We start from the raw sequence: 25,503 nt of genomic DNA on the forward strand, positions 1-25,503 counted from the left end.
GAATGAGCTGCGGTATTTTTCTTATTATTTTTTGTTGGCGTTGTCATCCATTTTCAAGACAGCCATAAATGCTTCTTGCGGTACTTCTACAGAACCAACTTGCTTCATGCGTTTTTTACCTTCTTTTTGCTTATCTAAAAGCTTACGTTTACGAGAGATATCTCCTCCGTAACATTTTGCAAGAACGTTTTTACGCATCGCTTTAATGTTTGACCTTGCAACAACTTTCTGACCAATTGTCGCTTGGATTGGTACTTCGAATTGCTGTCTTGGAATAAGTTCCTTTAGTTTTTCCACAATGATTTTTCCACGCTCATAAGCAGAATCGCGGTGAACGATAAAGGAAAGGGCATCGACTTTCTCAGCGTTAAGCAGGATGTCCATTTTAACAAGGTGTGAAGGTTTGTAACCAATTAGTTCATAATCAAATGATGCATAACCTTTTGTATTGGATTTCAATGCATCGAAGAAATCATAAACAATTTCCGCTAATGGAATTTCATAAATAACGCTCACGCGAATATCATCAAGATACTGCATATCAATAAAGTTTCCGCGCTTCTCCTGGCACAGTTCCATAACTGCTCCAACATAATCATTCGGCACCATGATCGTAGCTTTTACATAAGGCTCTTCTACACGATCGATTGTCTGAGGATCTGGCATGTTAGACGGGTTGTCCACACGCAATTCCTCCCCATCAGTCAAATGTACATGATAGATAACGGAAGGTGCTGTTGTAATCAAATCAATATTGAATTCACGCTCAATACGCTCTTGGATGATTTCCATATGAAGCAATCCTAGAAAACCACAACGGAAACCAAAGCCTAATGCTTGTGACGTTTCCGGCTCATATTGAAGCGCTGAGTCGTTAAGTTCAAGCTTTTCAAGGGCTTCACGCAAATCATTGAATTTTGCTGAGTCGATTGGATATAGTCCACAGAATACCATCGGGTTGAGTTTGCGGTAACCAGGAAGAGGTTCCACAGCTCTATTTTTCGCATGTGTGATCGTATCACCAACACGAGTGTCTCCAACATTTTTGATGGATGCAGACAGGAAACCAACATCCCCGACTGTCAGCTCTTTAAGTTGAACAGGTTTTGGTGTGAATACACCTACTTCATTCACCTCAAACTCTTTACCTGTAGCCATCATACGAATCTTATCTCCAACTTTGACTGTCCCTTCCACGATACGGATATATGCTACAACTCCGCGGTATGGATCGAATAAGCTATCGAAAATAAGTGCTTTTAAAGGTGCGTCTGGGTCGCCTTGAGGGGCAGGGATTTTCTCCACTACTTGTTCAAGGATTTCACTGATACCAATACCAGCCTTGGCACTTGCCAATACTGCATCCGATGCATCAAGTCCTATTACATCCTCTATTTCTTGACGAACCCTCTCAGGCTCGGCACTAGGAAGGTCAATTTTGTTGATAACAGGCATGATTTCGAGTTCATTATCAAGTGCCAAATACACATTTGCTAATGTCTGCGCTTCAATTCCTTGTGCCGCATCCACGACAAGAACCGCTCCTTCACATGCAGCCAAACTTCTGGAAACCTCATATGTAAAATCGACGTGTCCAGGCGTATCAATAAGATGGAAAATATATTCTTCACCATCATTTGCTTTATATCGTAATTGAACGGCATTCAATTTAATCGTAATCCCGCGTTCACGTTCAAGGTCCATGGAATCAAGCAATTGATTCTTCATTTCCCTTTGAGTCAATGCAGACGTTTTTTCTAAAATACGGTCTGCTAATGTTGATTTCCCATGGTCAATATGGGCGATGATGGAAAAGTTTCTTATCTTTGATTGTCGTTTTAACCGTTCTTCTCTGTTCATTATCTGTTTCACTCCTACACTTTCGGCAACGTACACTATTTCTGATTATATCAATACGGACAAGAAGATTCAATGATATTTGAAGGGTTTGGGTTTTCACAGATAAAAAGAAGCTTCCACCTAGGATATTTGAGGACTCCTAATGGTGGAAGCTTCTTTTTTTCATACAACACCGCTGTTGATTTGCGCAAATGGCTTCGCTTTCCTAGGGGCACTGCTGGAGCCTCCTCGGCAAGCCTGCGGGGTCTCCACCTAGTGCTATCTCCCTCAGGAGTCTCCGCCCTTTGCTCCAATCAACAGCTTTAGAACTCTAAAATCACCCAGTTTTCTCCTCTACGGTGTCTTGAACTTTGTTGAAGAGTCCACTCATTAAGCCAGAAACTCCGTCTGCCAGTTTTTTCCCTGCAGATGAGAAAACATTGTAGGCTTTAATGCCTTCTAGTTTTTCTTGTTTCTCTTTCATATCTTGGGAATCCAGTTGGCGACCCAAGATGGTTCCATTATAGCCTTCTGCCGTTTCCGCTACATGAAATGCTTGTTCTTGAAAGGCGGGATCATCATACCCCTTCATTTTCCGCATTCCATCATTGGCCTGTTGCATTCCCAAAAGCACTCCAAGAAATAATACCAGGGAAATGAATAAACACTTTACCATAAACCTCTTCATCGCACTTTCAGCTCCTGTCTATTTATTATTGGGCGTCCCCTTCAGGCTCCCCATCTACCTTTTCAGCCTGCCAGTAGATTTCACCAAAAACATCTGCAAAGATTTCAAGGGTACGGTTCATCTCTTCAAACGTATTATCTACTCCCCCAACCTCTATCAACATAGAATTAGGGGAAAGGTCTTGATTATAGATGCCATTACGAGTTTCGACAGCAGGTGGGACAAATATACCTTTACTTAAGCCAGGGTGCAGCTTCTCTAATTTATTGTGGATTTGCTCAGCTAAATATTGGTTCTTTTCATAGTTTTGATTTTTCTTTCCGATTACAAAATACAAACGCGCATGCGGGACGCCGTTAATATCCATTGTGGTACTTTTCCTTCTACCAGAATCTCGATGAATATCGATCAGGTAATTCAGGTCTTGGTTGCCTGCCATGGCCTCTTCCACAATCGGTCGTGTCACATCATAAGATTGGCCATACACCCAACCTCTATTCTTTAACGCTAAAGCCGTATCAGTAGTATCTATATCGGTGCCGATTCCGCGTTGAATTAATTCTTCCTGAAGCTTTTTACCAAGCCTCGTTACGTTGACTTCAGGGTGACTTGCAGCATTCGGGCTTGTCACACCTTCTAAATATGGCAAAAAGGATTCCCTCGAGTGAGAATGATAGATAAATACGGTTCGCTTATCTCCCGTTGTCTGGGCAGGCGGAGGTGCATTGTCCCCTTCTTCCTCCTCTACTTCAATAATGGAAGCTTGTCTCTCTTCTAACAACACTTCCATCGGAGGCGAAGATTCCACTGGCATATCTGTATAATTGACTCCAGATCCTGCTACAAGAATTTCTCCGTCATAATGAGCAAAACCCGGGATTTCATTTCGAATCAGGCTGCGCGGATCATCAAGGTTGATACTTGTTGTCAATTCAAACAAAGCGGAAGCATAGTTCGGCGCCTTTGCCTCACTTGAAAGTCCTTGTGTAAAATAAGCATTGGTATAACCGAATATATGTAACAGCGACTCCCCTGAGAAACGTTTGGAGAACTCATGGATGGAGCTTGAGCTGACTCGATATTCTGGTTTTAGAGAGGTCATGACACCGGATACCGCAAAGACGAGAATAAATCCTAAGATCACTGCTACGACTGATTTTTTTAAGCTTGTCCCATTTAATATTACGATGCGTGAGGAGCGGTAGCCCTTCATTTTCTCACCCTTTCACATACTTGTTGCTACTATATATATGAGAAAGGGTGAAAAGTAGAACTATGACGCTTAATGAGTATAGGCGTCTACATTATCCTGGTTGACATGATAATGCAGCGCTGCATTCAAACCTTCTGCCACGACATTTGCCATATCTTCTATAAAGTCATCCACTTCTTTTGGTGTTACCATCAGATTATGACCAAGCGGAGAGAGTACTTCATGGATTAATCTACGCTTTTCCTCTTCTTCAAGTGTCCCCACGATTCCTAGGAAGTTTTTGCGGTGCTCTTCCCCAGGCAGGTCTTCTTCGGTAAGCGTCCGTTTTTCCCCAAACGTCATCCCAGCAGGAGCAAGTGATCTGGAAGGACTGTCTCCTTCTTTCATCTCTTTACCAAAATGCTTCAAGATGAAATCAATCGTATCACTAGCCATTGAAACTGCATCTACCACCGTTGGAATACCGATGGCAATGACCGGAATTCCGAGCGTTTCCAAACTAAGCTCTTTACGCTTGTTGCCAACCCCTGATCCTGGATGTATTCCTGAATCGGAAATCTGGATGGTCGCATTTACTCGCTCAATTGACCTTGCTGCCAATGCATCAATCGCAATGACAAAGTCAGGTTTGGTTTTCTCTACTACCCCTACAATGATGTCACTTGTTTCGATTCCAGTAATTCCCATAACACCCGGAATGATCGCACTTACCGGCCTAAATCCGTCTTGTACCGACTCTGGCTGGAGCTTGAAAAGATGTCTAGTTATTAATAGGTTTTCACAAACTAAAGGACCAAGTGCATCAGGCGTAACATTGGTATTTCCAAGTCCCACTACTAAGCAGCTTGCATCCTTGGAGATATTAAGCGAATTTAAAAATGCACTAAATTCTTTTGCAAATACTTCTTCCACTTTCTTTTGAAGATCACTGTCCTTCTGGCGTATCCCCACTGTTTCAAGGGTGAGGTAGTTTCCCGGTTTCTTGCCAGTCATTTCTGCCCCTTTGTCAGAGATGGTAACGGTAGTAATATTGATTCCGTCTGTTTGCCGTTCCTTTACCACTACGCCTTCAATTGCGGAAACGGGTTGTGCTGATGTTTGGTTGTTTTCATTTGTTTGATTGTTGGGGTTAGTTTGGTTGTTTGCTTTTGTTTGATTTTGAGCATTCTGATTCGCTTCATTTTGACGATTTTGTTTTTCAATCGCCATCTGATTTGCTTCCACCGCCAAATCGGTTCTTACTTCATATTTACTTAAATCCAACGGTTGTTGTGGTTTTGGTTGATTCATCTCTATACACGCCTCCAGCATTGCCAAATTTTAGTTTTATTTTGACCTACCGATCGTTTTTCATGCATAGGAAAACCCGCGGAATTAACATTCAAGAAAATTCCCTTGACTCCCTATTGCATAATCATGTTGGATTTGATAAAATATCACTTGTTCTCATAAGTATAGAAATGTCGAGTTTATATATTCTCGATCGTTGAATTGTATGGAGGTGAAAGATATGCCAAACATTAAATCTGCTATCAAACGTGTAAAAACTAACGATGTACGTCGTGCTCATAACGCTACTATCAAGTCTTCTATGCGTACTGCTGTGAAGAAAGTAGAAGCTTTTGTTGCTAACAACGATGTTGAAGGTGCAAAAACTGCTTACCTAGAAGCTGCTAAACGTTTAGACAAAGCTGCGCAAAACGGTATCATCCACAAAAATGCAGCAAACCGTCAAAAATCTCGCCTAGCGAAAAAAGTAAACGGAGCTACTGCATAATAAAAGGGCGATCCGGACGGGTCGTTTTTTTATTTTTTGTCCTTTGGGGGTCAGACCCCCAAAGGATTTTTTTGATTTATGTCGAATACCTTATGATACTGCGGTTTTCTGCATTTTTAGGTGGTGATATGGAGTGAAGAGTTTAATTGTCCGAAGGTTTTTGGTTTTTGACCGAAGATTTCGCTAAGTTGTCCGAAGATGGAGTTCTGTCAATAAAATAGACATTAATCTGTACTGGATTGGCGTATTTTTTCTTCCGCGCTACGTGTTCCACTTCGCTTGCACGCCTCTACTTAAAGGATCAATTAAAAATCAAATTGATCCTTTAAGCAGAGGTTAAATGAGATTTATTGGCGTCTTCTTTTTGCGCCTTGAAGTATGCCAATTCGTACTCATTGGGTGTGGCGTATTCTAATGTGGAATGCATCCTCTTTCTATTGTAAAACTCAACGTAAAGTTGCACTGCTCCCATTGCTTCTGCCTTTGTCCTAAACACAAATTTATTCAGATACTCCTTCTTCAAGGATGCAAAAAACGACTCCGCACAGGCATTGTCATAGGGAGTGGCTTTCCTACTCATACTAATTTTCGCTTGTGCTTCTTTAAGCTCATCAATATAGTCTTTGGAACAGTACTGAGTTCCTTTATCCGAATGATGTATCCAACCTTCTTTCGGTTGACGCAGCTTGATGGCTTCTTTTAAAGCTCGAAGAGGCAAGGAACGGTCCATTTTGTCGTCTATGGCATAACTAATGACCTTCCTGCCGAACAAATCCAGGATTGGATTAAAGTATAAGAAACCTTCATGAGTAGGGATATATGTGATATCCGTCACCCAAACTTTGTTAGGGGCATCTGGGTTAAACTGACGGTTCAAGTTATTGTTATACGTGCGATTAGAATGATTAGAATCTGTTGTGACGGTATATATTTTAGGCGGTGTGGCAAACAAACCTAACACTCTCATGCGATTGGCAACCGTTTTAGAAGAAACATTTATTTTATCTTCTTTCACTAACTTACGGTGAATTCTCACACTACCATATGTTTCGTGGTTATCAGCGAAATGAAAGAGAATACGTTCATCCACGTACTTTCTCCATTGTTCTCTTTCCGTTTCCTCACGATCCAATCGCTTCACATATAAATAATAGCCAGATGTAGACACACCAAGAACTCTACACATCAACACCACGGTGTGTTCATTCCGGTGGGAATGAATGAATTCGAAGATCACTTCTTTTCTTGCGTGAAGATGTGCATAGCCTTTTTTAAGATATCTATCTCTTCCTGTAATTCAAGCTTAGTTCTCTTTTCAGCTTCATACATTTCCTTGTATTCAGATGCTGTTAATAATTGATTTTGAGCTTGTTGAGCAGCTTCTTTCTGTCTTTTCTTAAAACGATATACCCACTTTTGTAATGTATCATAGGGGATATCTAGTTTTTGACTAACGTCAACAATCTTATGTCCATCCAATACGATTTGTTTCACCACATATTCCCTAAACTCTGGAGAGTAGCTTTTCTTTTTCGTCATGTTTAACACGTCCTTTTATCTGTTAGTTTTGATTAAAACATGACGCCAATCCCTGTGTCCACTTTCCATACTACCTCCAAAGATTTTGCAAAGTTGACCGAAGTTTCAGGCTTTTTGACCGAACCAATTTTTCAAATGGCCGAACCAACAAAATTTTTGACCAAACCCGGTGGTAAAAATGTCCGAACCCCCTCAGAAATAGCTAGTTAGTTGTCCGAACCATATAAAGAGTTGTCCGATTGCTTTTCCAGAAGTTCAAAAATGACCAAAAAACCACTCTTTTTTTAATAAACCAACGTTTTCAACTTCATATTCCGATATCCAGATTTCCACACTACAAAATACCACCAAACACCAAAAAACCACCGAACTTCATATGTTCGGCGGCTAGTTATCTCACTTTTGTTTTTTAGTCCTTGTTCATTCATTTCACCGGGGCAAGTTTAATCAGCAGCATTTCCATCGCCAGCTGTTTATCTATTTTCCCGCTCTTCATCAAATAATCAGCCTCAGCCAGGTCGTCCACCATTTTCATTAGTTCCGCTCGTTCAAAATACTTGCCTTGTTGGGACGCTAATTTTACACGGTAAGGATGCACCCTCAAAACACCTGCCATCTTCTGCTGGCTATATCCTTGCTCACTCAAATCTTTCACCTGATACAACAGCCGGAACTGATTTGCAATCAACGCGTGTAATTTGATTGGCTCTTCATTGTTTCGTACCAAATCATAAAACAGCTCCAATGCTTCGTCCACTCGCCTATGTACCATTTTCTCAATCAGCTCGAAAACCGAATGTTCAATGGACTTCGCTGCCAACAGCTTCACAGTATCAACGGAAATCTCAGGTTCCGAAACGCCAATATACATCGCCATTTTATTGATTTCCTGTGAAAGTACGGACAGGTTGACACCTGCGATCTTCAGCAGTTCTTCCGCAGCCGCATCACTTAGATCGGCTCCGTTTTGCATTGCTTTTTCCTTCATCCACATTTTAAGATCTCGCTCACCCAATGGCTGAACTTCAATAACCTCAGCTTGTTTTTTTAACTGTTTGACTATTTTTTTCCGCTCATCCAGTTTTTCATATGATGCCTGAATGACAAATATGGTATATGGTGCTGCTTCTTGTATGTAAGAAAGAAATCGGTCTGTATTATGTTCGACTTTACTTTTACTTTTTTCTGCAGTCAGAAAGAATGGATTTGATAACACCACCACTCTTCTTTCTCCCATAAAGGGCAATGTTTCTGCGTCTTCAATGGCTACATCCACTGGTTGTTCTTCCATATCATAAAAAGAAAGATTGAAATCATGCTCCTCTTCATTGAGTGCATGTTCTATGATAGAATTTCTAATTTCTTTCATTAGAAATGTTTCCGTTCCCAATAATAAGTATATTGGCGCAAAGTGTTTAGCCTTAATTTTTTTCAATGCTTCGATTCCCATTTTTTTGCTCCCGTCATCTGTTTCTGTTCTCCCTTATCGTACATGACAATTATGTACATTGACAAGCATCAAAACAGTACCAAAATGCAAAGGAGACTAGTTCTCACCTACAAAGAACTAATCTCCATTTTATATAAACGTTAACGATGCAAGCCCCAGGTAACTCGCCCGTCAACGATTGCCCCGTTTGGGTGTAATACTATGTTCTCCTCGAATTTCTGAACTATTTGTGACAACTCTTGTCAATGGAGGAAAAGCAAAAATGACTGGTGGATTTTTTTTGCTGTATAGCTTATACTAATGTGTGATAGGAGGGATACTTATGAACGAATTTGAGAAAAGCGTCCAAAGTAAACGAAACGATGCAGTAGATTCTGGTGTCGGTTTTATCGTATCCTTCGGTTTTTTCGCAACAATCTTTGCAATGGCAACATTGATTCAGTACCTAGGATCTTAATGACGGCATAATGATACATACCGTCGTGATTCTTTTCCAAAGCCAGTTGTGAAAAGAATGAGGATAACTCAAAAAAGCTTCGCTATAAAAGAGACTGCGTCTACATGGTGCAGTCTCTTTTTCATTTTTGATACTGTATCCTATGGGATTAAGGTGGAAAACGTTCCTCTCCGATGTGTAAATCTATAGATAATAGCACCTTGAAGGTCTGTCCTATATACTTCTGCTTCAACTTGAGACAAACGTTCCAATACTTCTTGATGCGGGTGTCCAAAACGATTGTTCCTTCCTGCTGAAATAATGGCAACATCAGGGCTTATAGTTCCAAGAAAGCCGTTAGTAGAGGACGTCTTACTTCCGTGATGGCCTACCTTCAACACATCCACATCAAGAGTTGGGTAGTGATGCATTAAATCACGCTCCCCCTCCTCTTCCATATCTCCTGTAAACAGCCATTTTTTGTTCCCCAACATAGCCAGAAGCACAATGGACCCCTCATTTTTATTATCATAAAATCTTGTTGGATGCAGGTATAAAAAGCTAGCACCTCCCACATTCCACCCCGTGTTAGCCACAGCAACACCGGTACTTATTCCCCTCTGTTTCGCGTTCTTCAACACCTCTTTCTCCATTTCACTCACTCCAAACCCTCGGGGCACAATAACCTCCCCTATTTCTACCTCTCCCCAAAGACTGTTCACATTTCCGATATGATCTAAATCCCCATGTGTAAGAATTAATTTATCAAGCCGCCTGACTCCTTCTGCTTTTAAAAACGGAACCAATACATCCGTACCGGTATCATATGTCTTCTTTCTCTCCTTCCACTCTTCTTGCGGAAATGTAAACGCACCGCCTGTGTCAATTAAATAATTGCCTTTATGAAATGGCAGGCATATGTAAATCGCATCACCTTGACCTATATCCAACACCACTACTTTTCCAAAAAAATTGAAGTAATTGAAGTTCCAGTGAAATACCAAGCATATCAGCAAAATGATCACACCAGATGTTCTTTTATTTAATTCCCACATGTAAAAAAAGAAAATAGCAACAATAACGTATATGACCATTAAGAAGGTGGGAGGTTTTCCGAAAACCAAGGTACCTATTGAAAATTCAGCAATCCAAACTACCAAGGAGTTCATTAATTCCAGCGGGTAGGAAAAAAAAGGTACAAATAACGAGACATAACCAGGAGAAAGCAAAAGGACAAAAAACAGAAAAAAAGAACTAGGAAGCACGAAAAGGGAATAGAAGGGAACAAAAATGACATTAAGAAGCGGGCTCCAGATAGAGAACTGATAAAAGTGATAAAGAAGTAAAGGCAAAGAGGCAACTTGAGCAATTAAGGAGACGATGAATAGTTGCGCGATCCCATTTTGCACTTTTTGAAGGATTCGAGAAGCTAATAGCAAAGACAAGCTGACCGAAAAGGAGAGCTGAAATCCAATATGATAAAGATAATAGGGGTTTAGGAGCAAAACAAATATGCATGCCAAACCAATGGTATCAATTGAAAAAACCTTCTTTTTCATAAGCATGAAGGTGAGTGCCACCCCTGTCATGGTTGCTGCCCTCATCACAGATGGGGCACCGCCTGCCAGTAAGACATATAAGGGCAAAAGGACTATCAAAATAATATTCATCCACTGCCTTGTAATTCCGACCCTGATTCCAAGGTAGAAAGTTGCCGCAGTGATGATTCCGACATGCAGCCCGGATATCGCCAACAGATGTACAAGCCCCAACTCTTGATAAGCATCAAGAATGTCGTCTTCCAGCCCGCTACGATCGCCAAAGATTAACGAAATCATAAAACTTGCATTCGGCTGATCTACATACTGATAAATTATTTTAATGCCTTGTTGCCTGTATTGTTTTATTGATGTTAAGAAGGGTGTTTTTGATGGAGTGAGGCATGATTCTGGAAGGGAGTTCAACGAAAGTATCCAGTGGATTTTCTGTTCATATAAATAATTTTTGTAGTCAAAGGCGTGAGGGTTGCTTGCTTGTTGAGGCTGCTTTAATACTCCTGTCCAGTTACATCTGTTGCCAACATTTAATTCACTCAGCTGAAGTACTTCTTCCTCTAACTTCATATAATATTCCACTAATAACACTTCATCTTGGATGCTTTTCATTTGGAAGCTTGACTTATTTCCATCTATTATAATTGGAGAATGAACAGTGCCTTGGAAGTGAGTTTCACTTTCATGATGCAAGGAGATATTATTATTGTCTACATACGTCATATAGCCAGAGAAACCTGTCATGAAGAGAATCGCCAGATAAAACAACCTTCGTGGTTTGGCGTCAAGACGGTAAATCATATAGAAAAATAAGAGGGAAAGGGTGAGCAGCCCCCAATGGAAGTTCGACCTGGAGACTGCAATTCCCAAACTGCTTGCGATAGCTAAATAGGCATAAAAGCCTGTCCTAAATTTCATCGCAGGCTATCCTTTTTTACTGAATAAATCGGTAGAACGCTCATACCAGCTCTTTATTTCTTCATCACTTGCACCAGACTCCTCCAGTCTTTCAATCAGACTGTTGATGAATCCTATTTTTTCAGGGTCATTTAAACTAACCGCCATCTCATCCAATTCCACCTGTTCCACTCTGACATCGGCTTGCTCAAACATTTCCAACGCATATGGATGATTTTTGTATTCCATTGCGAAATAGACGGTTTTGATTCCCGCTTGAATGATGGCTTTACAACAGTGAAGGCATGGAAAATGTGTGACATAAATTTCCGCACCTGTTGTAGGAACACCAAACTTAGAGCATTGAAGCAAGGCATTCATCTCAGCATGAATGGTGCGTACACAATGATTGTCAATGACATAACAACCTTCATCGATGCAATGAACACCGCCTGCTATCGAACCGTTATACCCACCGGCTATGATACGTTTGTCGCGGACAATGGTTGCTCCAACGGCAAGCCTTGTACATGTACTGCGTAATGCAAGTAAATGGCTTTGCGCCATAAAGTATTGATCCCATGATATTCTCGTCGTCATCCATCTGTCCTCCAGTTTCTAATAACATATACAATAACTCTAGTGTATCGGCTATCCTTTCATTTCGTCAATTCAATTGGCAACTGTTATTTGTTTTCTTAACTTTTCAAAAGACTTTTCCCCGATGCCAGTAACCTGCATGATATCTTCTTCTTTTTTAAATAGACCATTTTCACTTCGATAATCCACTATTGCTTTAGCTTTTGAAGGACCAATTCCGGTTAAGCTTGTCAACTCCTCCTCGGTTGCGGTATTGATATTGACTAGTCCGCCAGAGGCTTCCTTGTGTTCGCTATCATTTGTCACCGGTTGTATGATCACTTCCTCCGCCTCTTCGCCCTCAGCGGGAACGATTATGACCATTTCATCAACTAACAGCGCTGCTAAGTTCACCTTATCTGAATCGGCTCCCTCCATAAACCCTCCTGCTTTTTCCACCGCATCGATTACCCTGTCTCCCATTTTCATCCGATAGACACCAGGCTGCATGACTTGACCTTTTATATCAATGAGTACTTCTTGTTCCACAACCTCTACTTCTTCACTCTCCTCTATTTCTTCAGAGTTGTTTCCTTCCATTTCCTCCCCTTGCACTTCTTCGATAAAACTTATCTGTTGCATCGCAGTATCCGATTCACCTTCACTCAGGTTAGACCAACCGAGGATGGAGATCACCGCTAGTACACTGATAGATATCAATACTTTTATTTTATGGACAGACCATAGTTCTATCATCGATTTCACCTTCTATTCATATTAGTAAGCCTGAAAACATATAGTGTATGAGAAACTTTTTTGGATGGAGGAGGGAATAAACATGAAGATTGGATTGATCGGCACAGGCAACATGGGGAGAATCTTGGTTGAATCATTTGTCGACTCGAAAGCAGTACCTCCTGAAAATATTACAATTACTAATCGCTCAATAGAGAAGGCGTTTAAAATACAAAGTAAATACCCTGACCTACATGTTGCGGAGACTGCCGAAGAGGTGGTTAGTGCTTCTGATATTATTTTTTTGTGTGTAAAGCCATTGGATATTCACCCCCTTTTAACTAAAATCAATAAAAACCTTACGTCTGATAAATGTGTCATTTCCATCACAAGTCCTGTATCAGTTGCACAGTTGCAAACATTAGTAACATGCCAGGTGGCAAGGATTATCCCAAGTATCACCAACCGGGCATTAGCCGGTGTCACTTTAGTAACGTTCGGCGAAAATGTGGAAGAGGAATATCGTGAGTTTCTTCTAACCATTTGTTCAAAGATCTCTACACCTATTCATATTAAGGAAAACGTAACGAGAGTTGCCTCTGACATAGTGAGCTGCGGACCTGCATTTTTCAGCTATATTTTACAAAGGTTTATTGACGGAGCTGTAAGTGAAACAGCTATTTCAAAGGAGCAGGCGACAGATTTGGCAAGCCAGATGATTATCGGCATGGGGAAATTAATTGAAAAGGATATTTATACATTACAGACTTTACAAGAAAAGGTTTGTGTAAAGGGCGGTGTCACCGGAGAAGGCATTAAGGTATTAGAAAATGAGCTTGGTGATGTGTTCCATCATGTGATTCAGAAGACGCATGAGAAGTTTGATGAAGATATTTCAGAGGTAAAAAAACAGTTTCATTAATTAAGGTATTCGTTACCAATCGACAAATTCCTTTAAAATATTATAAATTTTTCATAAGAAAATCCGGGCAAAACAACGCCCGGTTTTCTCTTACATAGAACCATAGTATTCTGTCGGTCGCCGCTGTTCCCTTTCCGCAAAAGGCTTCGCGCTTTCCTAGGGACGCTGCTGGAGCCTCCTCGGCTGCGCTGTGGGGGGGGCTCCACCTAGCGCTATCTCTCCCTCAGGAGGCCCACGGACCGCCCGCAGGCAAGCGAAGCTCCTGGAACGGAAATCACCGGAATTATATACTTTCTTATCTTTTAAAAAAGGCGCCCTATAAAAGGACGCCTATTTTTGTGCGACAAAGAACACTCTTTCTGTATGCTCAGCCAAATGTTCGGTAGAATAATCGCCTGTTATAGATTTGACGATGAACCCTGCTTCTTCTAACCACTTTCTGTATGTTTCCACATCGAACGTCCTTTGGAAATGCAGTTCGTCAAAACGTAAGTAGCGGTCTGTTTCTTCTTCTTTTACAAAAAAGGACAACTCATGTTCCACACTATTGGGATGTTCTCCAGGAAAACTGTTCCAAATATAAGAAACATCTTCTTCTACACTTGTAAAAGTATTGTTCATAAACACTTGTGTCATTTTATAAAGAGAGTGAACATCAAAGAGCAGCAATCCGCCATCTTTCAATTGATTAAAAGCAGATTGGAACGTGTTTTTCACTTCTTCTTCTGACTCCAAATAATTTAACGAGTCACAGAAAATAGTGATACAATCCACATCTTTAAAGCCTTCAAGTTCTGCCATGTTTTGCTCGAAAAGCGGGATGGAAAGCCCAGAAGCCGAAGCTTTTTCATGTGCAATGGCCAACATACTTTCCGATAGGTCGACACCTGACACTTCCCAACCTTCTTGAGCAAAACGAATCGCAAGTTCCCCTGTCCCACAGCCAACATCTACGACGGAAAAACGATTAGAATCATCTGTCATATACTTTTGTTTAACAGTTTGGACAAAGGAGACCCACTTGTCATAAGGGACATCCTGCATCAATTGGTCATAAATATGGGCAAATTGTCCGTAAGCCATGTTACGTTAACTCAAGTTGAATATCTTCACGAGGAGCATCTCCCCAAAGACGTTCTAGATTGTAATATCCACGCTCATCTTTATGGAATACATGAGCAACGACATCTCCTAAGTCCACAAGGATCCAGCGTGCTTCATCAAAGCCTTCCATTCTGCGAACGTTTTGTCCGTTTTCTTCTGCAGCTTCTTTAATGGCACGGGCAATTGCCTGGACTTGTTTGTCTGAGTTACCGTGGCAAATTAAGAAATAATCCGAAACAAGGGAAATCCCTTGCATATTCAATGCAACTAATTCTTCTGCACGTTTATCATCTGCAGCCTTTGCTGCAAGCTGTAATAATTCGTTTGACATTTATGTTAACTTCCTTTCTTTTACCTTCATAGTCATATCGTTATAAGCATGGAATGTATCGGGATAAACCGGTTGATTTCGCTTTAGTAAGTAGGTGATCGTGTTTTTCATGGACTGGATAACAGCTATATCAAGAGAAGTCTTGGCAGATTCCCGAACCTGTTCTACACCAGGGAAATCCCTGCCTGGCTCGATATAATCTGCAACATATAAAACTTTGTCCAGCATACTCATCTTTATTTTACCCGAAGTATGACATCGTATTGCTTCTAGGACTTCTGGATCCGAAATCCCTGCCTCTTTTTCAACTAGATATGCGCCAACCGGTGCATGCCATAGTTCGTCATGAAACTGCAATAAATCCTGTGGCATCTTTTGATCGATGATGATCCGGCGCATCTCCTCTTTATCCCGAAACTTGGCGTAGTCATGGAAGATTGCTGAGAGCTCTGCTTTCTCTTTATCAACACCATATCGCTCGGCAAGTTCTAAAGCAGTTTCCATGACTCCGATTGTATGAACATAACGCCGGTCCGTTAGTTGTTCTTTCACCAGTCTTAACGCTTTTTCTCTATTCATATAGGCGTTTCTCCTCTATGATTTCTTTTACTTGATTTGGCACCAAGTATTGAGAGGTCCATCCTTCTTGTACACGCTTCCTTATTAAGGTTGAGCTGATGTCCACTTGCGGAGTTTCCACTTCAATCACTGGGTATTCCGTTGAGAAAGTATATCCCGGCCGTTTCACGCCAACAAAAGTGATGATTTCAAGCAGTTTTTCTATGTTGTGCCATTTAGGCAAGTACTCGACCATATCTGCCCCTATTATAAAATAAAAGCTAGTATCTGGATACTTTTCTGCTAACAACAACATTGTATCATATGTATAGGAGGGACCCTCCCTTTGAAGCTCAATGGTTTCCACCCGAAAGCTGCTGTTTGATGCAACAGCAGCTTCTATCATTTTCACCCTAATGGGTGTCGGGGTAATGGATTTATTTTGCTTATGGGGAGGAATATGATTTGGCATAAACCAGATTTCATCTAATGAAAGCTTCTGCCTTACATCATTTGCAATTAAAAGATGACCAACATGAGGCGGATCAAATGTCCCGCCAATTATGCCCACTTTATTCATGATGAATCCCTCCATCCATTTATCTTGGTAAAACGATTTGCTTGTTCTCTTTGGATTCTTTGTAAAGAATAATCGTGCTTCCGATAACTTGTACTAGTTCTGCCTTTGTCCCGGCAACAAGTTCTTGAGCCACATCTTTGCGGTCTTCATCACAGTTTTGCAACACACTGACCTTCAGCAGTTCCCTTACTTCTAAAGCTTCTGAAATCTGCTTTGTCATATTTTCATTTACTCCACCTTTTCCTACTTGAAAGATTGGATCAAGATGATGTGCCTCTGCTCGTAAAAATCGTTTTTGTTTACCTGTTAACATGTTTTTCCTCCTAGATGTTCTTTTACTAGTTTTTTCATTCTATCTGTATCGGGAAACTTCCCTGTCCAAATTTCAAACGCTAGAGCTGCCTGATAGGCAAACATATGAATGCCATTTTGAGTGATAGCACCAAGCGCTTTGGCTTCTCGTAGTAATCTGGTTTCTAGCGGGTTATAAATGATATCACTGAATACTGCATGTTGTTTAATCGGTTTCAATGGTAACGGAATGTCATTGACTTTAGGGAACATCCCCACCGACGTCGTTTGAACTACCACATCATAACTTTGCATCTCACTTGCGGCTTGATCGACGGTTATACTTCGTGCAATCCGCTCCAACGAGAATTCTTTAATTAAATCCTCTGCCTTGGAAACGGTTCGATTACAAATATCGAGTTGTATACCTTCTTCCAATGCCAGTGTGTAAAAGATTGCCCTGGCAGCCCCACCGGCACCGATAATAAGTACATGCTTACCTTTAAGCTCCGCCACTTCTTTTAAAGCCTCAACAAATCCTCTGCCATCGGTATTATACCCGATGAGCTTTCCATTTTTATTTACCACCGTGTTAACAGCGCCAATTTGAATGGCTGCATCTTCCACACTATCTAACAATGGAATAATCGCTTCTTTGTGAGGTATGGTCACATTAAATCCATCTATTCCAAGGGCACGCATACCGGCTACTGCCTGTTTTAACTGATCGGGTTCCACGTGAAAGGCATGATAATGTGCGTCCACCCCATTTTGGAGAAAGGCGTCATTATGGATGAGTGGAGACATGGAATGTGCAATGGGAGACCCGATTACTCCGTAAAGACGCTTCATCAGCATCTCCTCCCTTTTAGATCAATGATTTTCTTACCATGACCCCAACGCCTTTAGGTACGTGAGCCACGACTTTGATTCCAGGCTCATTGATTGTAACCCAGCCGAGTCCTGAGAAGACAATATCTGTTTTCTCGTCTTTGATTGTAAACTCATGTGCAACCAGTTCCGGGAAAGATTTCACAAAATCTTTACCAGGCGGCTGCAACAAATCTCCCAAGTGTTCTTTATAAACATTGTCTGCATTCTCAAGCTTAGTACGATGAATATAAAGGTCATTGGACACGTAACATGTAAAAGAATTACGGCCGCCTTTTACATAATCAAATCGTGCCAAACCACCAAAGAATAACGTTTGACCTTCATTTAGTTGAAAGATTTTTGGTTTGATTTCCTTTTTAGGCGAAATGACTTTTAGTTCTTTTTTATCTATAAAATGCGCCATTTGATGACGATTGATAATACCTGGCGTATCAAACAATGATGCTCCGTTATCCAGAGGGATATCAATCATATCAAGCGTTGTTCCAGGAAACTGGGATGTAGTAATGACATCTTCTTCACCTGAAAACTCTCGGATAATGCGGTTAATAAAAGTCGATTTCCCGACGTTTGTACACCCAACCACATACACATCTTTACCGTCCCTGTAGTCTTCAATGGCCTGGGCTAATTCTTTTACTCCAGTTCCTTTATCCGCGCTGATCAGGTACACATCCTCTGGCTTCATGCCAAGCTCTTTTGCTGCTTGCTTCATCCAATTAATCACTTTATTTGGCTTTACGGACTTTGGCAGCAAGTCCACTTTGTTTCCGACTAATAATATTTTGTTATTCCCGACAAATCGGTGTAAGCCCGGCAACCAACTGCCGTCAAAATCGAATATGTCTACAATCTTTACCACAAGGCCTTGAGTCTGGCCAATCGAATTTAATATTCGGATAAAGTCATCATCTGTCAGAGAAACATCTTGTATTTCATTGTAATGTTTCAGGCGAAAGCACCTTTTACAGATAACCGCTTCCTTATTTAATGAAGAAGGAGGCGCATACCCCAAACCATTTGGGTTTTCTGTTTGAATGGCCACTCCACACCCGATACATACTATTTGTTCTTCCATATATGTTAGTCCTCCCAATTAATCATACCTTTTCGTTTCATCCAAGAAAGAATTCGTCTTTCTACACGGCGGTTGAACTTTGTAATAAAACCGTCCGTTTGGGCAACAGGAACAACAAGGATGGTATGTAACCCAATCCGATTGCCTCCGAGTACGTCTGTTAGAAGTTGGTCCCCAATTACAACCACTTCTTCTTTTTTAAGTTTCATATCTCTCAGTGCTCTTCGAAATGCACGGCGCATCGGTTTTCTTGCTCCATAGATATAATTGATACCAAGTGGATCAGAAAACATCTTCACTCTTTTCAACTTATTATTAGAAACAATCGTTACTAAGATGCCGGCCTTTTGCATTTCTTTAAACCATTCAATCAAGGCAGGTGTCGCTTCCGGGCGATCCCATTCTACAAGCGTATTGTCCAAATCTGTAATAATACCCTTAATGCCCTTTTCCTTTAATTCCAACGGCTTTATCTCAAACACGCTCTTTACGTGTTGTGCAGGCAGAAAATACTTAATCATTTAATCACCCTCAATTGGTTTCGATAGTTGATAATGTTACATATTTAAATTGACGTTTCACGTTCAAAATTAACACTTTACCATCTTACCTAAATTCCTTCTCCATGTTAAGCATATTATTGATATTTCTAGTGTTAGCATGCTTCTATTTTCTAATTAAAAATAATCAAAATAAAAAGTTTTCGACAAATTCCTGTCGGTTTCAACACCTGTGGATAAACTTATCTACATTATACAGTGTGCCCCATAACGTTTACTGGTAATTATAAACAATATACCCACATGTTATCCACTGTTAACTGTGGATAATAGAACGGTTGTTCTAAAAATTAATACGTGGTAGAGTTATCGTACAAGCTAACAAAACTTACAATTATATGCAGGTTAAATAACAATTAGAACATACGATAAAACATAATGCATACAGCCATACATAGTGACGTAATAATAGGAGGTGCAGGGCAGAGGCCAATCTGATGAGAAAACTTTCTGATGAACTTTTACTAGAATCCTATCACAAAGCGACTGAATTAAAATTAAGCACAGATTTTATTCTACTGATCGAGTTAGAAATCAAACGCCGTTCCCTAAGCTACAAAATAAAAGCAACTTCCTAAAAGAGCCGGTCTTCTGGCTCTTTTTTTGTATAAATAGGTTTCTAGCTGTTGATTGGAGCAAAAGGCGAAGACTCCTGAGGGAGATAGCGCTAGGTGGAGACCCCGCAGGCTTGCCGAGGAGGCTCCAGCAGTGCCACTAGGAAAGCGAAGCCTTTTGCGGAAATCAACAGCGGCATAAAAAGAAAGAAAGCTAGTGCTCTCACTAGCTTAGCCAAGTACCGATTCTTTGACCGACCTTTACCTCTTCCTTCTCCTTCAATGTATCCTCTATCAGAAAACCGTCTTTCTCAAACAACAAAATAACCGTGGAGCCAAATGAGAAGTATGCCATTTCCTCTCCCTTAACAAGCTGCTCGCTTTCATGCGTCAACTCGATGCTATTCACAAACATCGCGCCAACTTTTACCACCACAACGTGTTTACCATCGTGTTCAATCTCTGTTAACCTGCGATAGTTTTTGGCAAGCGGTTCTTTTCCGTACTTTAATCCCATCTGATTAACAGGATAAGATTTTCCACCTAGTGTCCATTGTTTTGTAACATTCCCTGATATAGGTGTATGAATTTTATGGTAGTGGCTTGGACTTAAATAAAGGACCATATAGGAACCACCCATATATTTTTTTTCTAACTCCGGTTCTGAAAGCATTTCCCCGACAGAGTAATCAATTCCTTTTGCTCTCAGTTGGAGAGATTCCGTAATGTACCCTTTCTTCTCAATGACCGCATCTACCGGGCTTACCACCGAGCTCTTCCCTGAATCTATCGGCCTAACATGCGGCTTTAAGTTTCGAATGAAGAATTGCTGTAGGGTAGGGAATGTATCCATCTTTTCTTGCATTTCTTCCGTATTAATATTGTATACCTTCGCAAACGAGGGGATAAACCGCTTGCTAAGCTTCGAACTGGCAAAATGCTTAACAACCATTGAAGAGACCTTATGATTCGTCAACTCAATAGCAAGTCTGTATATACTTTTCAACAAAATGCATTCCTCCAAGATAATATTTCGTATTTATATAAATGAGTGAATCAGTTGTGTCCGTTAGTCTACTAAACTCCATGAGTGATATTATAACATTTCAACATCAGAAAAGGCATCCCCATATTAAGGAATGCCTTTACTTCTACCTATTTGTTTGTAAGTTGTAAAAACTCTTCCACATCTTCAAGCGATTTTTTGACTGCCTTTTCCCAGAAGTCTCTTTGTGTCAAGTCGACACCCAAATGCTTCATTGCTAAGTCTTCTACAGTCATGGAAGCCGTATCTTTTAGTAAGGCGATGTACTTTTCCTCGTAGTTCGTTCCTTCTTCTAAAGCTTGGGAATAGATGCCCAATGAAAACAAGTACCCAAACGTATAAGGGAAGTTATAGAACGGTACCTGTGTAATAAAGAAGTGCATTTTGGAAGCCCAGAATGTTGGATCGTACTCCCCTAAAGCGTCGCAATAAGCTTCTTGTTGTGCTTCTACCATTAGTTCGTTTAACTTTTCAACACTAACCAATCCGTTTTTGCGTTCTTCATAAAACCTTGTCTCAAAAAGGAACCGAGCATGTATATTCATGTAAAATGCTACACTGCGTTGGATCTTGTCTTCTAAAAGAGAAATCTTCTCTTGCTCATCTTTTGCATATTTAACTGCAGCATCTGCAACAATCATTTCAGCAAACGTGGAGGCCGTTTCTGCCACATTACTTGCGTAAAAACGGTTCAAGGTTGGAACGCCGTGCATAGCATGCTGGTGGAAAGCGTGTCCCAGTTCATGTGCCAAAGTAGAGACATTTGAAAGAGTACCAGAGTACGTCATGAAAATTCTTGATTGACCTGAGACTGGAAAACTTGTGCAGAAGCCACCAGGTCGCTTTCCTGCTCTATCTTCCGCCTCAATCCAACGGTCATCAAATGATTTCTTTGTGAATTCTGTTAGTTCCGGACCAAATTTGGAGAACTGTTCTATAATGAAATCAGCGCCTTCCTGATAGGAAAGGATGGTTTCTTCTGCAGAAAGAGGAGCAGAAACATCATACATGTTCAATTTCTCAAGTCCTAAAAGCTCCGCCTTGCGTTCCAGATACTTTTTCAATGTTCCTTTATGGTCCGTGATCACTTGCCACATCGTATCTAACGTCTCTTGCTTCATTCTGTTGTTTTCAAGCGGTTCCTTTAGTACAGAGTCCCAGCCTCTTTGTTCATATACTTGAAGGCGGAATCCTGCAAGATGGTTTAAAGCAGCTGCGATTGTTTCTGCTTGACCTTCCCATGCTTTTTTCCATGCATCAGAAACTTTCTTTCTAACACTGCGATCACCATTTGAAAAACGATTATGAGCTTGTCCAACAGACAGCTCCTTCACTTCTCCGTTTTCTTCCACAGGTATCTTAATGGTACCTACGATCGAGTTATATAATTTACCCCATGCATGATAACCGTCCACAGCTAATGAAGTAACCAATTTCTCTTGTGCAGCAGGTAATTTATCGCCAGCTCTGCGTCTTCTTTCATTTAATACATATTCTAATGGTTGAAACACATCTCGTTGAATGAGACTTGCCCATGACGCTTCATCAATTTCAACCAGCTTTTCATCCAATGCACCTAGCTGAACCTGTAATTTCGCATGCAATTGTGCTACTTTACCTTGAAGCTGTGAAGCAGCCTTATCTTTTACATCCTGTGCTAATAGACAGCTGATGAAAGCGGATGCCTGTACCACTTTTTTAACGACACTCTCATAGGAAACTAAGATTTCTTCAAGCTTATCAGTAGAGAATGCTTCTATTTGTTTTTCAAATTTGTTAAGTTCTGATTGGATATCTACTAGATATGTATGAAATTCTTCTGAATTGCTTCCACCTTGGAAAAATACATCTAAATCCCAAGTTTCACTGTATGTTTTTGTTGTCACGTTGTAATTCCCCCTTTTAGCATTATGTGTCTATTATATACGAAGAGTGTAAATATTTCTACAATTCTAAACTATTTGATTGGCGAAAGTTTCGTGTTGCGAAGTTATTATTAGAAATTAAATGAATAAAAAAAAAAGCCTATGCCCGAAAGCATAAGCTTATCTGTATAAGTGATTCTTGCAATAATAAGCGCCGCCAATAAGCAACAAGATAAACAGAATTACTAGTAGCCCATACAACCATCCGCCATAATATCCAGGTCCGCATGGTCCAGGATAAGGAGGAGGACAACAACCGAACCCTCCATAAGGGTACCCGTACATACCAACAACCCCTTTCTCCAACTAGGTATCTACACTACTACCATATGCACATCCCACAAAAGAGACAGGGCAAACGCGGAGAAAACCAAATAAATTTCGGGGAAGTTCATGATATTTGTGTTACAGGGAGATTAAAATCCTGTGTGGGGGTCAGACCCCCACAGGAATTTCGCCCTCCATGTCGAAACCCCCTGGCAGTTTTGATAGCCACGGGGGTCGTTTGTATTATTGTTTTTTCTTTTCTTTTTCGGCACGGTAGAATTCGTGGAACATTTTCATGAGAGCACGCTTTTCGATCCGTGATACATAACTTCTGGAAATGCCCAGTTCCTTCGCTATTTCACGTTGTGTTTTTTCATCTTTAAGATCAAGTCCAAATCGGCCGACAATGACCTCTCGTTCCCGTTCATCCAACACATCAATATATACCTTTATCTTTTCCAATTCCATATTAAGTTGAATGGTATCGATGACATCCTCGGATTCGGATTTCAGCACATCTATTAAACTGATTTCATTCCCTTCCTTATCTTGACCAATTGGATCATGTAAGGAAACATCCTTTTTCGTTTTCTTTAGCGCTCTCAAATGCATAAGTATTTCGTTTTCAATACAACGGGCAGCATAGGTTGCTAGCTTCGTCCCTTTTCCGGAGTGGAAGCTCTCGATTGCTTTAATCAATCCAATCGTCCCAATGGAAATAAGATCCTCTGAATCTTCCCCAGTATTTTCGAACTTTTTCACAATATGTGCCACAAGTCTCAGGTTATGCTCAATAAGTAGATTCCTTGCCTCTTCATTCCCTTCTGCCATCAATTTCAGGTATTTTGCTTCATCCCCTGATGACAATGGTTGTGGAAATGCATTGTTCTTGACGTAAGAAACTAGGAAAACAAGTTCTTTGATTAAGTATCCTACCGATGCTAGTATGCTTGACACACTTTCACCTCCATAGAAATGCTTAGGCAAGAGCCTAGTAATAATTCTTATGTAGGAAAAGGCATTCCTGTGCAAGTACACTTCAAAATTAATCCAAAAAAAAATGTCATATCAACACGTCATCAAAATGTTATATTTATGTTACAATTCTGACGATTAATGGTACAATTTATGTAAGAAGAACAAATGTTCAAGAAATAAAAAAATCTCCCTATTAAATAGGAAGATTTTAATACTTAATATAAGGATACTTTTTCAACTTAGAAGGTATAGTACCTTTGCCTACTTTCACCACACTGTACTCTTGAAACAATGTTTCAAACCACTTAGAAACTTCTGCATATGTTTTATTTTTGTAATCTACAAGCTGGGCAACACGGTAATGCCTACGCGCCTTTTGCTCACGATCAACAACGATAAACCAAAAGCATGTAAGCTCAAAAGCGTTTGTACTAGCAGCTGACATGGGTATCAACCTTCCTTTGTTAAATTATTTATTAATGTAAAGGCGGTAACTCATTCGTTTTGTAATTATCAGTAGGACCTGCATGAGAAGTAACTGCATTTGCACCAAACAAAGTTAAGGAAACTACTAGAAACGTTAAGATAAACTTCTTCATTATCATTACCTCTTTCTACTTTTTTATTTGTATTACTATTAAGCTATCTTTAATAAGTATTTTACACTATATTGAAAATTCGAATTTTCCTCAATATTGAATGTTATACCCAAATAATCTATGGTTTCCTTCTGTTTTCTTCGATTTTCGATTCAAATTATAACTCTAGGAATATTTTATTAGTTAGGATGTGATATATTGTGGATTTTTCTTTGATAGGGAAAGAGATAAAAATCCTGCGGTCTGCACTAAACTTATCACAAGCTGAGTTGAGTGAAGGGATCTGTACGCAATCACAGATCAGTAAGATAGAGAAAGGGGAAGTATTTCCTCTTGCTAATACCTTATATTATATAGCAGAAAGACTAGGCGTGGATATAAATTATTTTTATGATTTAGCAACTAACCCACAATTATCCTATGTAAAAGAGGTTTTTTCTCAGGTAAGGGAGTTGTTAAATCGTAGTCAATTTGAAGAAATTTCAATAATAGTTGAAAATGAAAGAAAAAACCCCCTATTTATTAATAATCGTAATAATAAGCAATTCCTCCTATGGACTGAAGGAATATGTGAATATCACTTAAAAAAGAATAAACGAGAAGCATTAAAGCTCATGCAGAGTGCTTTGGATCTGACAAAAATGACATCAAAACTATTAGGAGAGAGAGAGATTGAAATATTAAACAGCATGGCAATTGTTCATTTCGAGACAAAGAATTGTGAAGAAGCCCTGAGAATTTTCAACTTAGCAATAAATAGTTATATGAAAATCCCTTATCATCATGATCCTACTATAAAAACAAGGATCCTTTACAATAAAGCCAAAACATTAACAAGATTAAATAAACTTGAAGAGTCGAATAACACATGTAAACTTGCGGTAAAGTGGTGTGTAAAACAGAACAGTTTATATGGTTTAGGGAACCTATATTATCATATCGGTTATAATTATAGTCTATTAAACCATAGTGACATAGCCATTGAGTACTACAACAAGTCCATCCAAATTTTCATGATTCAAGAGAACAAGGTTTTTGTTAAGCATATTAAAGAGAAAATAGATGAACTATCTGTCTTAATTGATTAACAAAAAAACTAGGCCTCACAGCC

Annotated in this window: 27 protein-coding genes and 1 pseudogene; 5 read left to right on the forward strand and 23 right to left on the reverse strand. The window is 40.1% G+C overall.

The features are described 5' to 3' along the window. Positions 1–24 precede the first annotated feature (24 nt). The 4 genes from lepA to gpr form a co-directional block, all read right to left on the reverse strand. Positions 25–1,860, reverse strand: a complete 1,836-nt coding sequence (gene lepA / locus LC091_RS02570) for a translation elongation factor 4 (protein ID WP_226680145.1) — start codon at positions 1,858–1,860, stop codon at positions 25–27. A gap of 316 nt (positions 1,861–2,176) precedes the next feature. Continuing rightward, a complete protein-coding gene (locus LC091_RS02575) occupies positions 2,177–2,527 on the reverse strand; it encodes a DUF3679 domain-containing protein (RefSeq protein ID WP_226680146.1) in 351 nt (116 codons plus the stop codon). Between the two features lie 25 nt (positions 2,528–2,552). After that, a complete protein-coding gene (spoIIP, locus tag LC091_RS02580; protein ID WP_226680147.1) occupies positions 2,553–3,740 on the reverse strand; it encodes a stage II sporulation protein P in 1,188 nt (395 codons plus the stop codon). Positions 3,741–3,809: 69 nt separating this feature from the next. Next, positions 3,810–5,030, reverse strand: coding sequence for a GPR endopeptidase (gpr, locus tag LC091_RS02585; protein ID WP_226680148.1), 1,221 nt, complete (start codon positions 5,028–5,030; stop codon positions 3,810–3,812). A 220-nt stretch (positions 5,031–5,250) separates the two neighbouring features. On the opposite strand from gpr, the gene rpsT reads away from it, so the two are divergent. Continuing rightward, positions 5,251–5,517 (forward strand): 30S ribosomal protein S20, encoded by a 267-nt coding sequence (gene rpsT / locus LC091_RS02590; protein WP_010196181.1) that lies wholly within the window; start codon positions 5,251–5,253, stop codon positions 5,515–5,517. Positions 5,518–5,842: 325 nt separating this feature from the next. On the opposite strand, the gene LC091_RS02595 is transcribed toward rpsT, so the two are convergent. From LC091_RS02595 to holA, 3 genes are all read right to left on the reverse strand, one after another. Then, entirely contained in the window at positions 5,843–6,754 is a 912-nt protein-coding gene (locus LC091_RS02595) for an IS3 family transposase (RefSeq protein WP_319003627.1), read from the reverse strand. Then, entirely contained in the window at positions 6,751–7,056 is a 306-nt protein-coding gene (locus LC091_RS02600) for a transposase (protein ID WP_168862612.1), read from the reverse strand. The genes LC091_RS02595 and LC091_RS02600 overlap by 4 nt, the downstream gene beginning before the upstream one ends. Before the next feature lie 424 nt (positions 7,057–7,480). Then, on the reverse strand, positions 7,481–8,506 hold the full coding sequence (gene holA, locus LC091_RS02605) for a DNA polymerase III subunit delta (protein WP_226680149.1): 1,026 nt from the start codon (positions 8,504–8,506) through the stop codon (positions 7,481–7,483). A 322-nt stretch (positions 8,507–8,828) separates the two neighbouring features. On the opposite strand from holA, the gene LC091_RS02610 reads away from it, so the two are divergent. Beyond that, positions 8,829–8,963 carry a YqzM family protein gene (locus LC091_RS02610; RefSeq protein WP_010196171.1) on the forward strand — a complete coding sequence of 45 codons (135 nt, stop codon included), beginning with the start codon at positions 8,829–8,831 and terminating at the stop codon, positions 8,961–8,963. Positions 8,964–9,103: 140 nt separating this feature from the next. Here LC091_RS02610 and LC091_RS02615 read toward each other — a convergent pair whose 3' ends face one another. The 3 genes from LC091_RS02615 to LC091_RS02625 all read right to left on the reverse strand — a co-directional run bounded on the left by LC091_RS02615 (position 9,104) and on the right by LC091_RS02625 (position 12,727). After that, positions 9,104–11,413: a DNA internalization-related competence protein ComEC/Rec2 gene (locus LC091_RS02615; RefSeq protein WP_226680150.1), complete on the reverse strand. Its 2,310-nt coding sequence runs from the start codon at positions 11,411–11,413 to the stop codon at positions 9,104–9,106. A 6-nt stretch (positions 11,414–11,419) separates the two neighbouring features. After that, positions 11,420–11,992 (reverse strand): ComE operon protein 2, encoded by a 573-nt coding sequence (locus tag LC091_RS02620; RefSeq protein ID WP_223490278.1) that lies wholly within the window; start codon positions 11,990–11,992, stop codon positions 11,420–11,422. A 72-nt stretch (positions 11,993–12,064) separates the two neighbouring features. Then, entirely contained in the window at positions 12,065–12,727 is a 663-nt protein-coding gene (locus LC091_RS02625) for a helix-hairpin-helix domain-containing protein (protein WP_226680151.1), read from the reverse strand. 82 nt (positions 12,728–12,809) lie between these two features. Here LC091_RS02625 and comER point away from each other — a divergent pair, with 82 nt between their 5' ends. Beyond that, positions 12,810–13,628, forward strand: a complete 819-nt coding sequence (gene comER, locus LC091_RS02630; protein WP_226680152.1) for a late competence protein ComER — start codon at positions 12,810–12,812, stop codon at positions 13,626–13,628. A gap of 330 nt (positions 13,629–13,958) precedes the next feature. Here the strand turns inward: comER and LC091_RS02635 are convergent, their stop codons facing one another. The 8 genes and pseudogenes from LC091_RS02635 to LC091_RS02670 all read right to left on the reverse strand — a co-directional run bounded on the left by LC091_RS02635 (position 13,959) and on the right by LC091_RS02670 (position 18,985). Continuing rightward, a complete protein-coding gene (locus tag LC091_RS02635) occupies positions 13,959–14,711 on the reverse strand; it encodes a class I SAM-dependent DNA methyltransferase (RefSeq protein ID WP_226680153.1) in 753 nt (250 codons plus the stop codon). A 1-nt stretch (position 14,712) separates the two neighbouring features. Further along, positions 14,713–15,063 (reverse strand): ribosome silencing factor, encoded by a 351-nt coding sequence (gene rsfS / locus LC091_RS02640; protein ID WP_226680154.1) that lies wholly within the window; start codon positions 15,061–15,063, stop codon positions 14,713–14,715. Next, positions 15,064–15,642: a bis(5'-nucleosyl)-tetraphosphatase (symmetrical) YqeK gene (gene yqeK / locus LC091_RS02645; RefSeq protein WP_226680155.1), complete on the reverse strand. Its 579-nt coding sequence runs from the start codon at positions 15,640–15,642 to the stop codon at positions 15,064–15,066. It lies immediately after the preceding gene. Beyond that, positions 15,638–16,201 (reverse strand): annotated as a pseudogene (locus LC091_RS02650) (nicotinate-nucleotide adenylyltransferase); the annotation flags it as partial. The gene yqeK and the pseudogene LC091_RS02650, both read right to left, overlap by 5 nt. A 19-nt stretch (positions 16,202–16,220) precedes the next feature. Beyond that, complete coding sequence (gene yhbY / locus LC091_RS02655) at positions 16,221–16,514, reverse strand: ribosome assembly RNA-binding protein YhbY (RefSeq protein WP_010196148.1); 294 nt, start codon at positions 16,512–16,514, stop codon at positions 16,221–16,223. After that, complete coding sequence (gene aroE / locus LC091_RS02660) at positions 16,508–17,344, reverse strand: shikimate dehydrogenase (protein ID WP_226680157.1); 837 nt, start codon at positions 17,342–17,344, stop codon at positions 16,508–16,510. The genes yhbY and aroE overlap by 7 nt, the downstream gene beginning before the upstream one ends. Before the next feature lie 16 nt (positions 17,345–17,360). Beyond that, the gene (gene yqeH, locus LC091_RS02665) at positions 17,361–18,464 is read right to left on the reverse strand and encodes a ribosome biogenesis GTPase YqeH (RefSeq protein WP_226680158.1); all 1,104 of its coding nucleotides are present in this window, start codon (positions 18,462–18,464) and stop codon (positions 17,361–17,363) included. A 5-nt stretch (positions 18,465–18,469) separates the two neighbouring features. Continuing rightward, positions 18,470–18,985 (reverse strand): YqeG family HAD IIIA-type phosphatase, encoded by a 516-nt coding sequence (locus LC091_RS02670; protein WP_226680159.1) that lies wholly within the window; start codon positions 18,983–18,985, stop codon positions 18,470–18,472. Between the two features lie 476 nt (positions 18,986–19,461). Between LC091_RS02670 and sda the strand changes: the two genes are divergently transcribed. Beyond that, positions 19,462–19,602 carry a sporulation histidine kinase inhibitor Sda gene (gene sda, locus LC091_RS02675; protein WP_010196138.1) on the forward strand — a complete coding sequence of 47 codons (141 nt, stop codon included), beginning with the start codon at positions 19,462–19,464 and terminating at the stop codon, positions 19,600–19,602. Between the two features lie 202 nt (positions 19,603–19,804). Here sda and LC091_RS02680 read toward each other — a convergent pair whose 3' ends face one another. From LC091_RS02680 to LC091_RS20315, 5 genes are all read right to left on the reverse strand, one after another. Then, on the reverse strand, positions 19,805–20,587 hold the full coding sequence (locus LC091_RS02680; protein WP_226680160.1) for a phosphatidylserine decarboxylase: 783 nt from the start codon (positions 20,585–20,587) through the stop codon (positions 19,805–19,807). Between the two features lie 146 nt (positions 20,588–20,733). Further along, complete coding sequence (locus LC091_RS02685; RefSeq protein WP_226680161.1) at positions 20,734–22,509, reverse strand: M3 family oligoendopeptidase; 1,776 nt, start codon at positions 22,507–22,509, stop codon at positions 20,734–20,736. A gap of 549 nt (positions 22,510–23,058) precedes the next feature. After that, a complete protein-coding gene (gene sigK, locus LC091_RS02695) occupies positions 23,059–23,772 on the reverse strand; it encodes an RNA polymerase sporulation sigma factor SigK (protein ID WP_010196129.1) in 714 nt (237 codons plus the stop codon). A gap of 229 nt (positions 23,773–24,001) precedes the next feature. Then, a complete protein-coding gene (locus LC091_RS02700) occupies positions 24,002–24,238 on the reverse strand; it encodes a hypothetical protein (protein WP_226680163.1) in 237 nt (78 codons plus the stop codon). Between the two features lie 31 nt (positions 24,239–24,269). After that, positions 24,270–24,392: a hypothetical protein gene (locus LC091_RS20315; RefSeq protein ID WP_264179200.1), complete on the reverse strand. Its 123-nt coding sequence runs from the start codon at positions 24,390–24,392 to the stop codon at positions 24,270–24,272. A gap of 200 nt (positions 24,393–24,592) precedes the next feature. Here LC091_RS20315 and LC091_RS02705 point away from each other — a divergent pair, with 200 nt between their 5' ends. Next, positions 24,593–25,480: a helix-turn-helix domain-containing protein gene (locus LC091_RS02705; RefSeq protein ID WP_226680164.1), complete on the forward strand. Its 888-nt coding sequence runs from the start codon at positions 24,593–24,595 to the stop codon at positions 25,478–25,480. The last annotated feature ends 23 nt before the right edge of the window (positions 25,481–25,503 follow it).

The sequence above is a fragment of the Sutcliffiella horikoshii genome (assembly GCF_020524325.1).
GTDB classification, from domain to species: Bacteria; Bacillota; Bacilli; order Bacillales; family Bacillaceae_I; genus Sutcliffiella_A; species Sutcliffiella_A horikoshii_D.

What these genes read in the sequence shown, in the direction of transcription:
- LC091_RS02600 (WP_168862612.1), bottom strand. Translation starts at nt 7,056, where the DNA reads ATGACGAAAAAGAAAAGCTACTCTCCAGAGTTTAGGGAATATGTGGTG.
- LC091_RS02615 (WP_226680150.1), bottom strand. Translation starts at nt 11,413, where the DNA reads ATGAAATTTAGGACAGGCTTTTATGCCTATTTAGCTATCGCAAGCAGT.
- rsfS (WP_226680154.1), bottom strand. Translation starts at nt 15,063, where the DNA reads ATGTCAAACGAATTATTACAGCTTGCAGCAAAGGCTGCAGATGATAAA.
- LC091_RS20315 (WP_264179200.1), bottom strand. Translation starts at nt 24,392, where the DNA reads ATGAAGAAGTTTATCTTAACGTTTCTAGTAGTTTCCTTAACTTTGTTT.
- aroE (WP_226680157.1), bottom strand. Translation starts at nt 17,344, where the DNA reads ATGAAGCGTCTTTACGGAGTAATCGGGTCTCCCATTGCACATTCCATG.
- comER (WP_226680152.1), top strand. Translation starts at nt 12,810, where the DNA reads ATGAAGATTGGATTGATCGGCACAGGCAACATGGGGAGAATCTTGGTT.
- LC091_RS02610 (WP_010196171.1), top strand. Translation starts at nt 8,829, where the DNA reads ATGAACGAATTTGAGAAAAGCGTCCAAAGTAAACGAAACGATGCAGTA.
- gpr (WP_226680148.1), bottom strand. Translation starts at nt 5,030, where the DNA reads ATGAATCAACCAAAACCACAACAACCGTTGGATTTAAGTAAATATGAA.
- LC091_RS02620 (WP_223490278.1), bottom strand. Translation starts at nt 11,992, where the DNA reads ATGACGACGAGAATATCATGGGATCAATACTTTATGGCGCAAAGCCAT.
- LC091_RS02625 (WP_226680151.1), bottom strand. Translation starts at nt 12,727, where the DNA reads ATGATAGAACTATGGTCTGTCCATAAAATAAAAGTATTGATATCTATC.
- yqeK (WP_226680155.1), bottom strand. Translation starts at nt 15,642, where the DNA reads ATGAATAGAGAAAAAGCGTTAAGACTGGTGAAAGAACAACTAACGGAC.
- LC091_RS02575 (WP_226680146.1), bottom strand. Translation starts at nt 2,527, where the DNA reads ATGAAGAGGTTTATGGTAAAGTGTTTATTCATTTCCCTGGTATTATTT.
- holA (WP_226680149.1), bottom strand. Translation starts at nt 8,506, where the DNA reads ATGGGAATCGAAGCATTGAAAAAAATTAAGGCTAAACACTTTGCGCCA.
- LC091_RS02700 (WP_226680163.1), bottom strand. Translation starts at nt 24,238, where the DNA reads ATGTCAGCTGCTAGTACAAACGCTTTTGAGCTTACATGCTTTTGGTTT.
- rpsT (WP_010196181.1), top strand. Translation starts at nt 5,251, where the DNA reads ATGCCAAACATTAAATCTGCTATCAAACGTGTAAAAACTAACGATGTA.
- yqeH (WP_226680158.1), bottom strand. Translation starts at nt 18,464, where the DNA reads ATGGAAGAACAAATAGTATGTATCGGGTGTGGAGTGGCCATTCAAACA.
- spoIIP (WP_226680147.1), bottom strand. Translation starts at nt 3,740, where the DNA reads ATGAAGGGCTACCGCTCCTCACGCATCGTAATATTAAATGGGACAAGC.
- lepA (WP_226680145.1), bottom strand. Translation starts at nt 1,860, where the DNA reads ATGAACAGAGAAGAACGGTTAAAACGACAATCAAAGATAAGAAACTTT.
- yhbY (WP_010196148.1), bottom strand. Translation starts at nt 16,514, where the DNA reads ATGTTAACAGGTAAACAAAAACGATTTTTACGAGCAGAGGCACATCAT.
- LC091_RS02635 (WP_226680153.1), bottom strand. Translation starts at nt 14,711, where the DNA reads ATGGCTTACGGACAATTTGCCCATATTTATGACCAATTGATGCAGGAT.
- sda (WP_010196138.1), top strand. Translation starts at nt 19,462, where the DNA reads ATGAGAAAACTTTCTGATGAACTTTTACTAGAATCCTATCACAAAGCG.
- LC091_RS02670 (WP_226680159.1), bottom strand. Translation starts at nt 18,985, where the DNA reads ATGATTAAGTATTTTCTGCCTGCACAACACGTAAAGAGCGTGTTTGAG.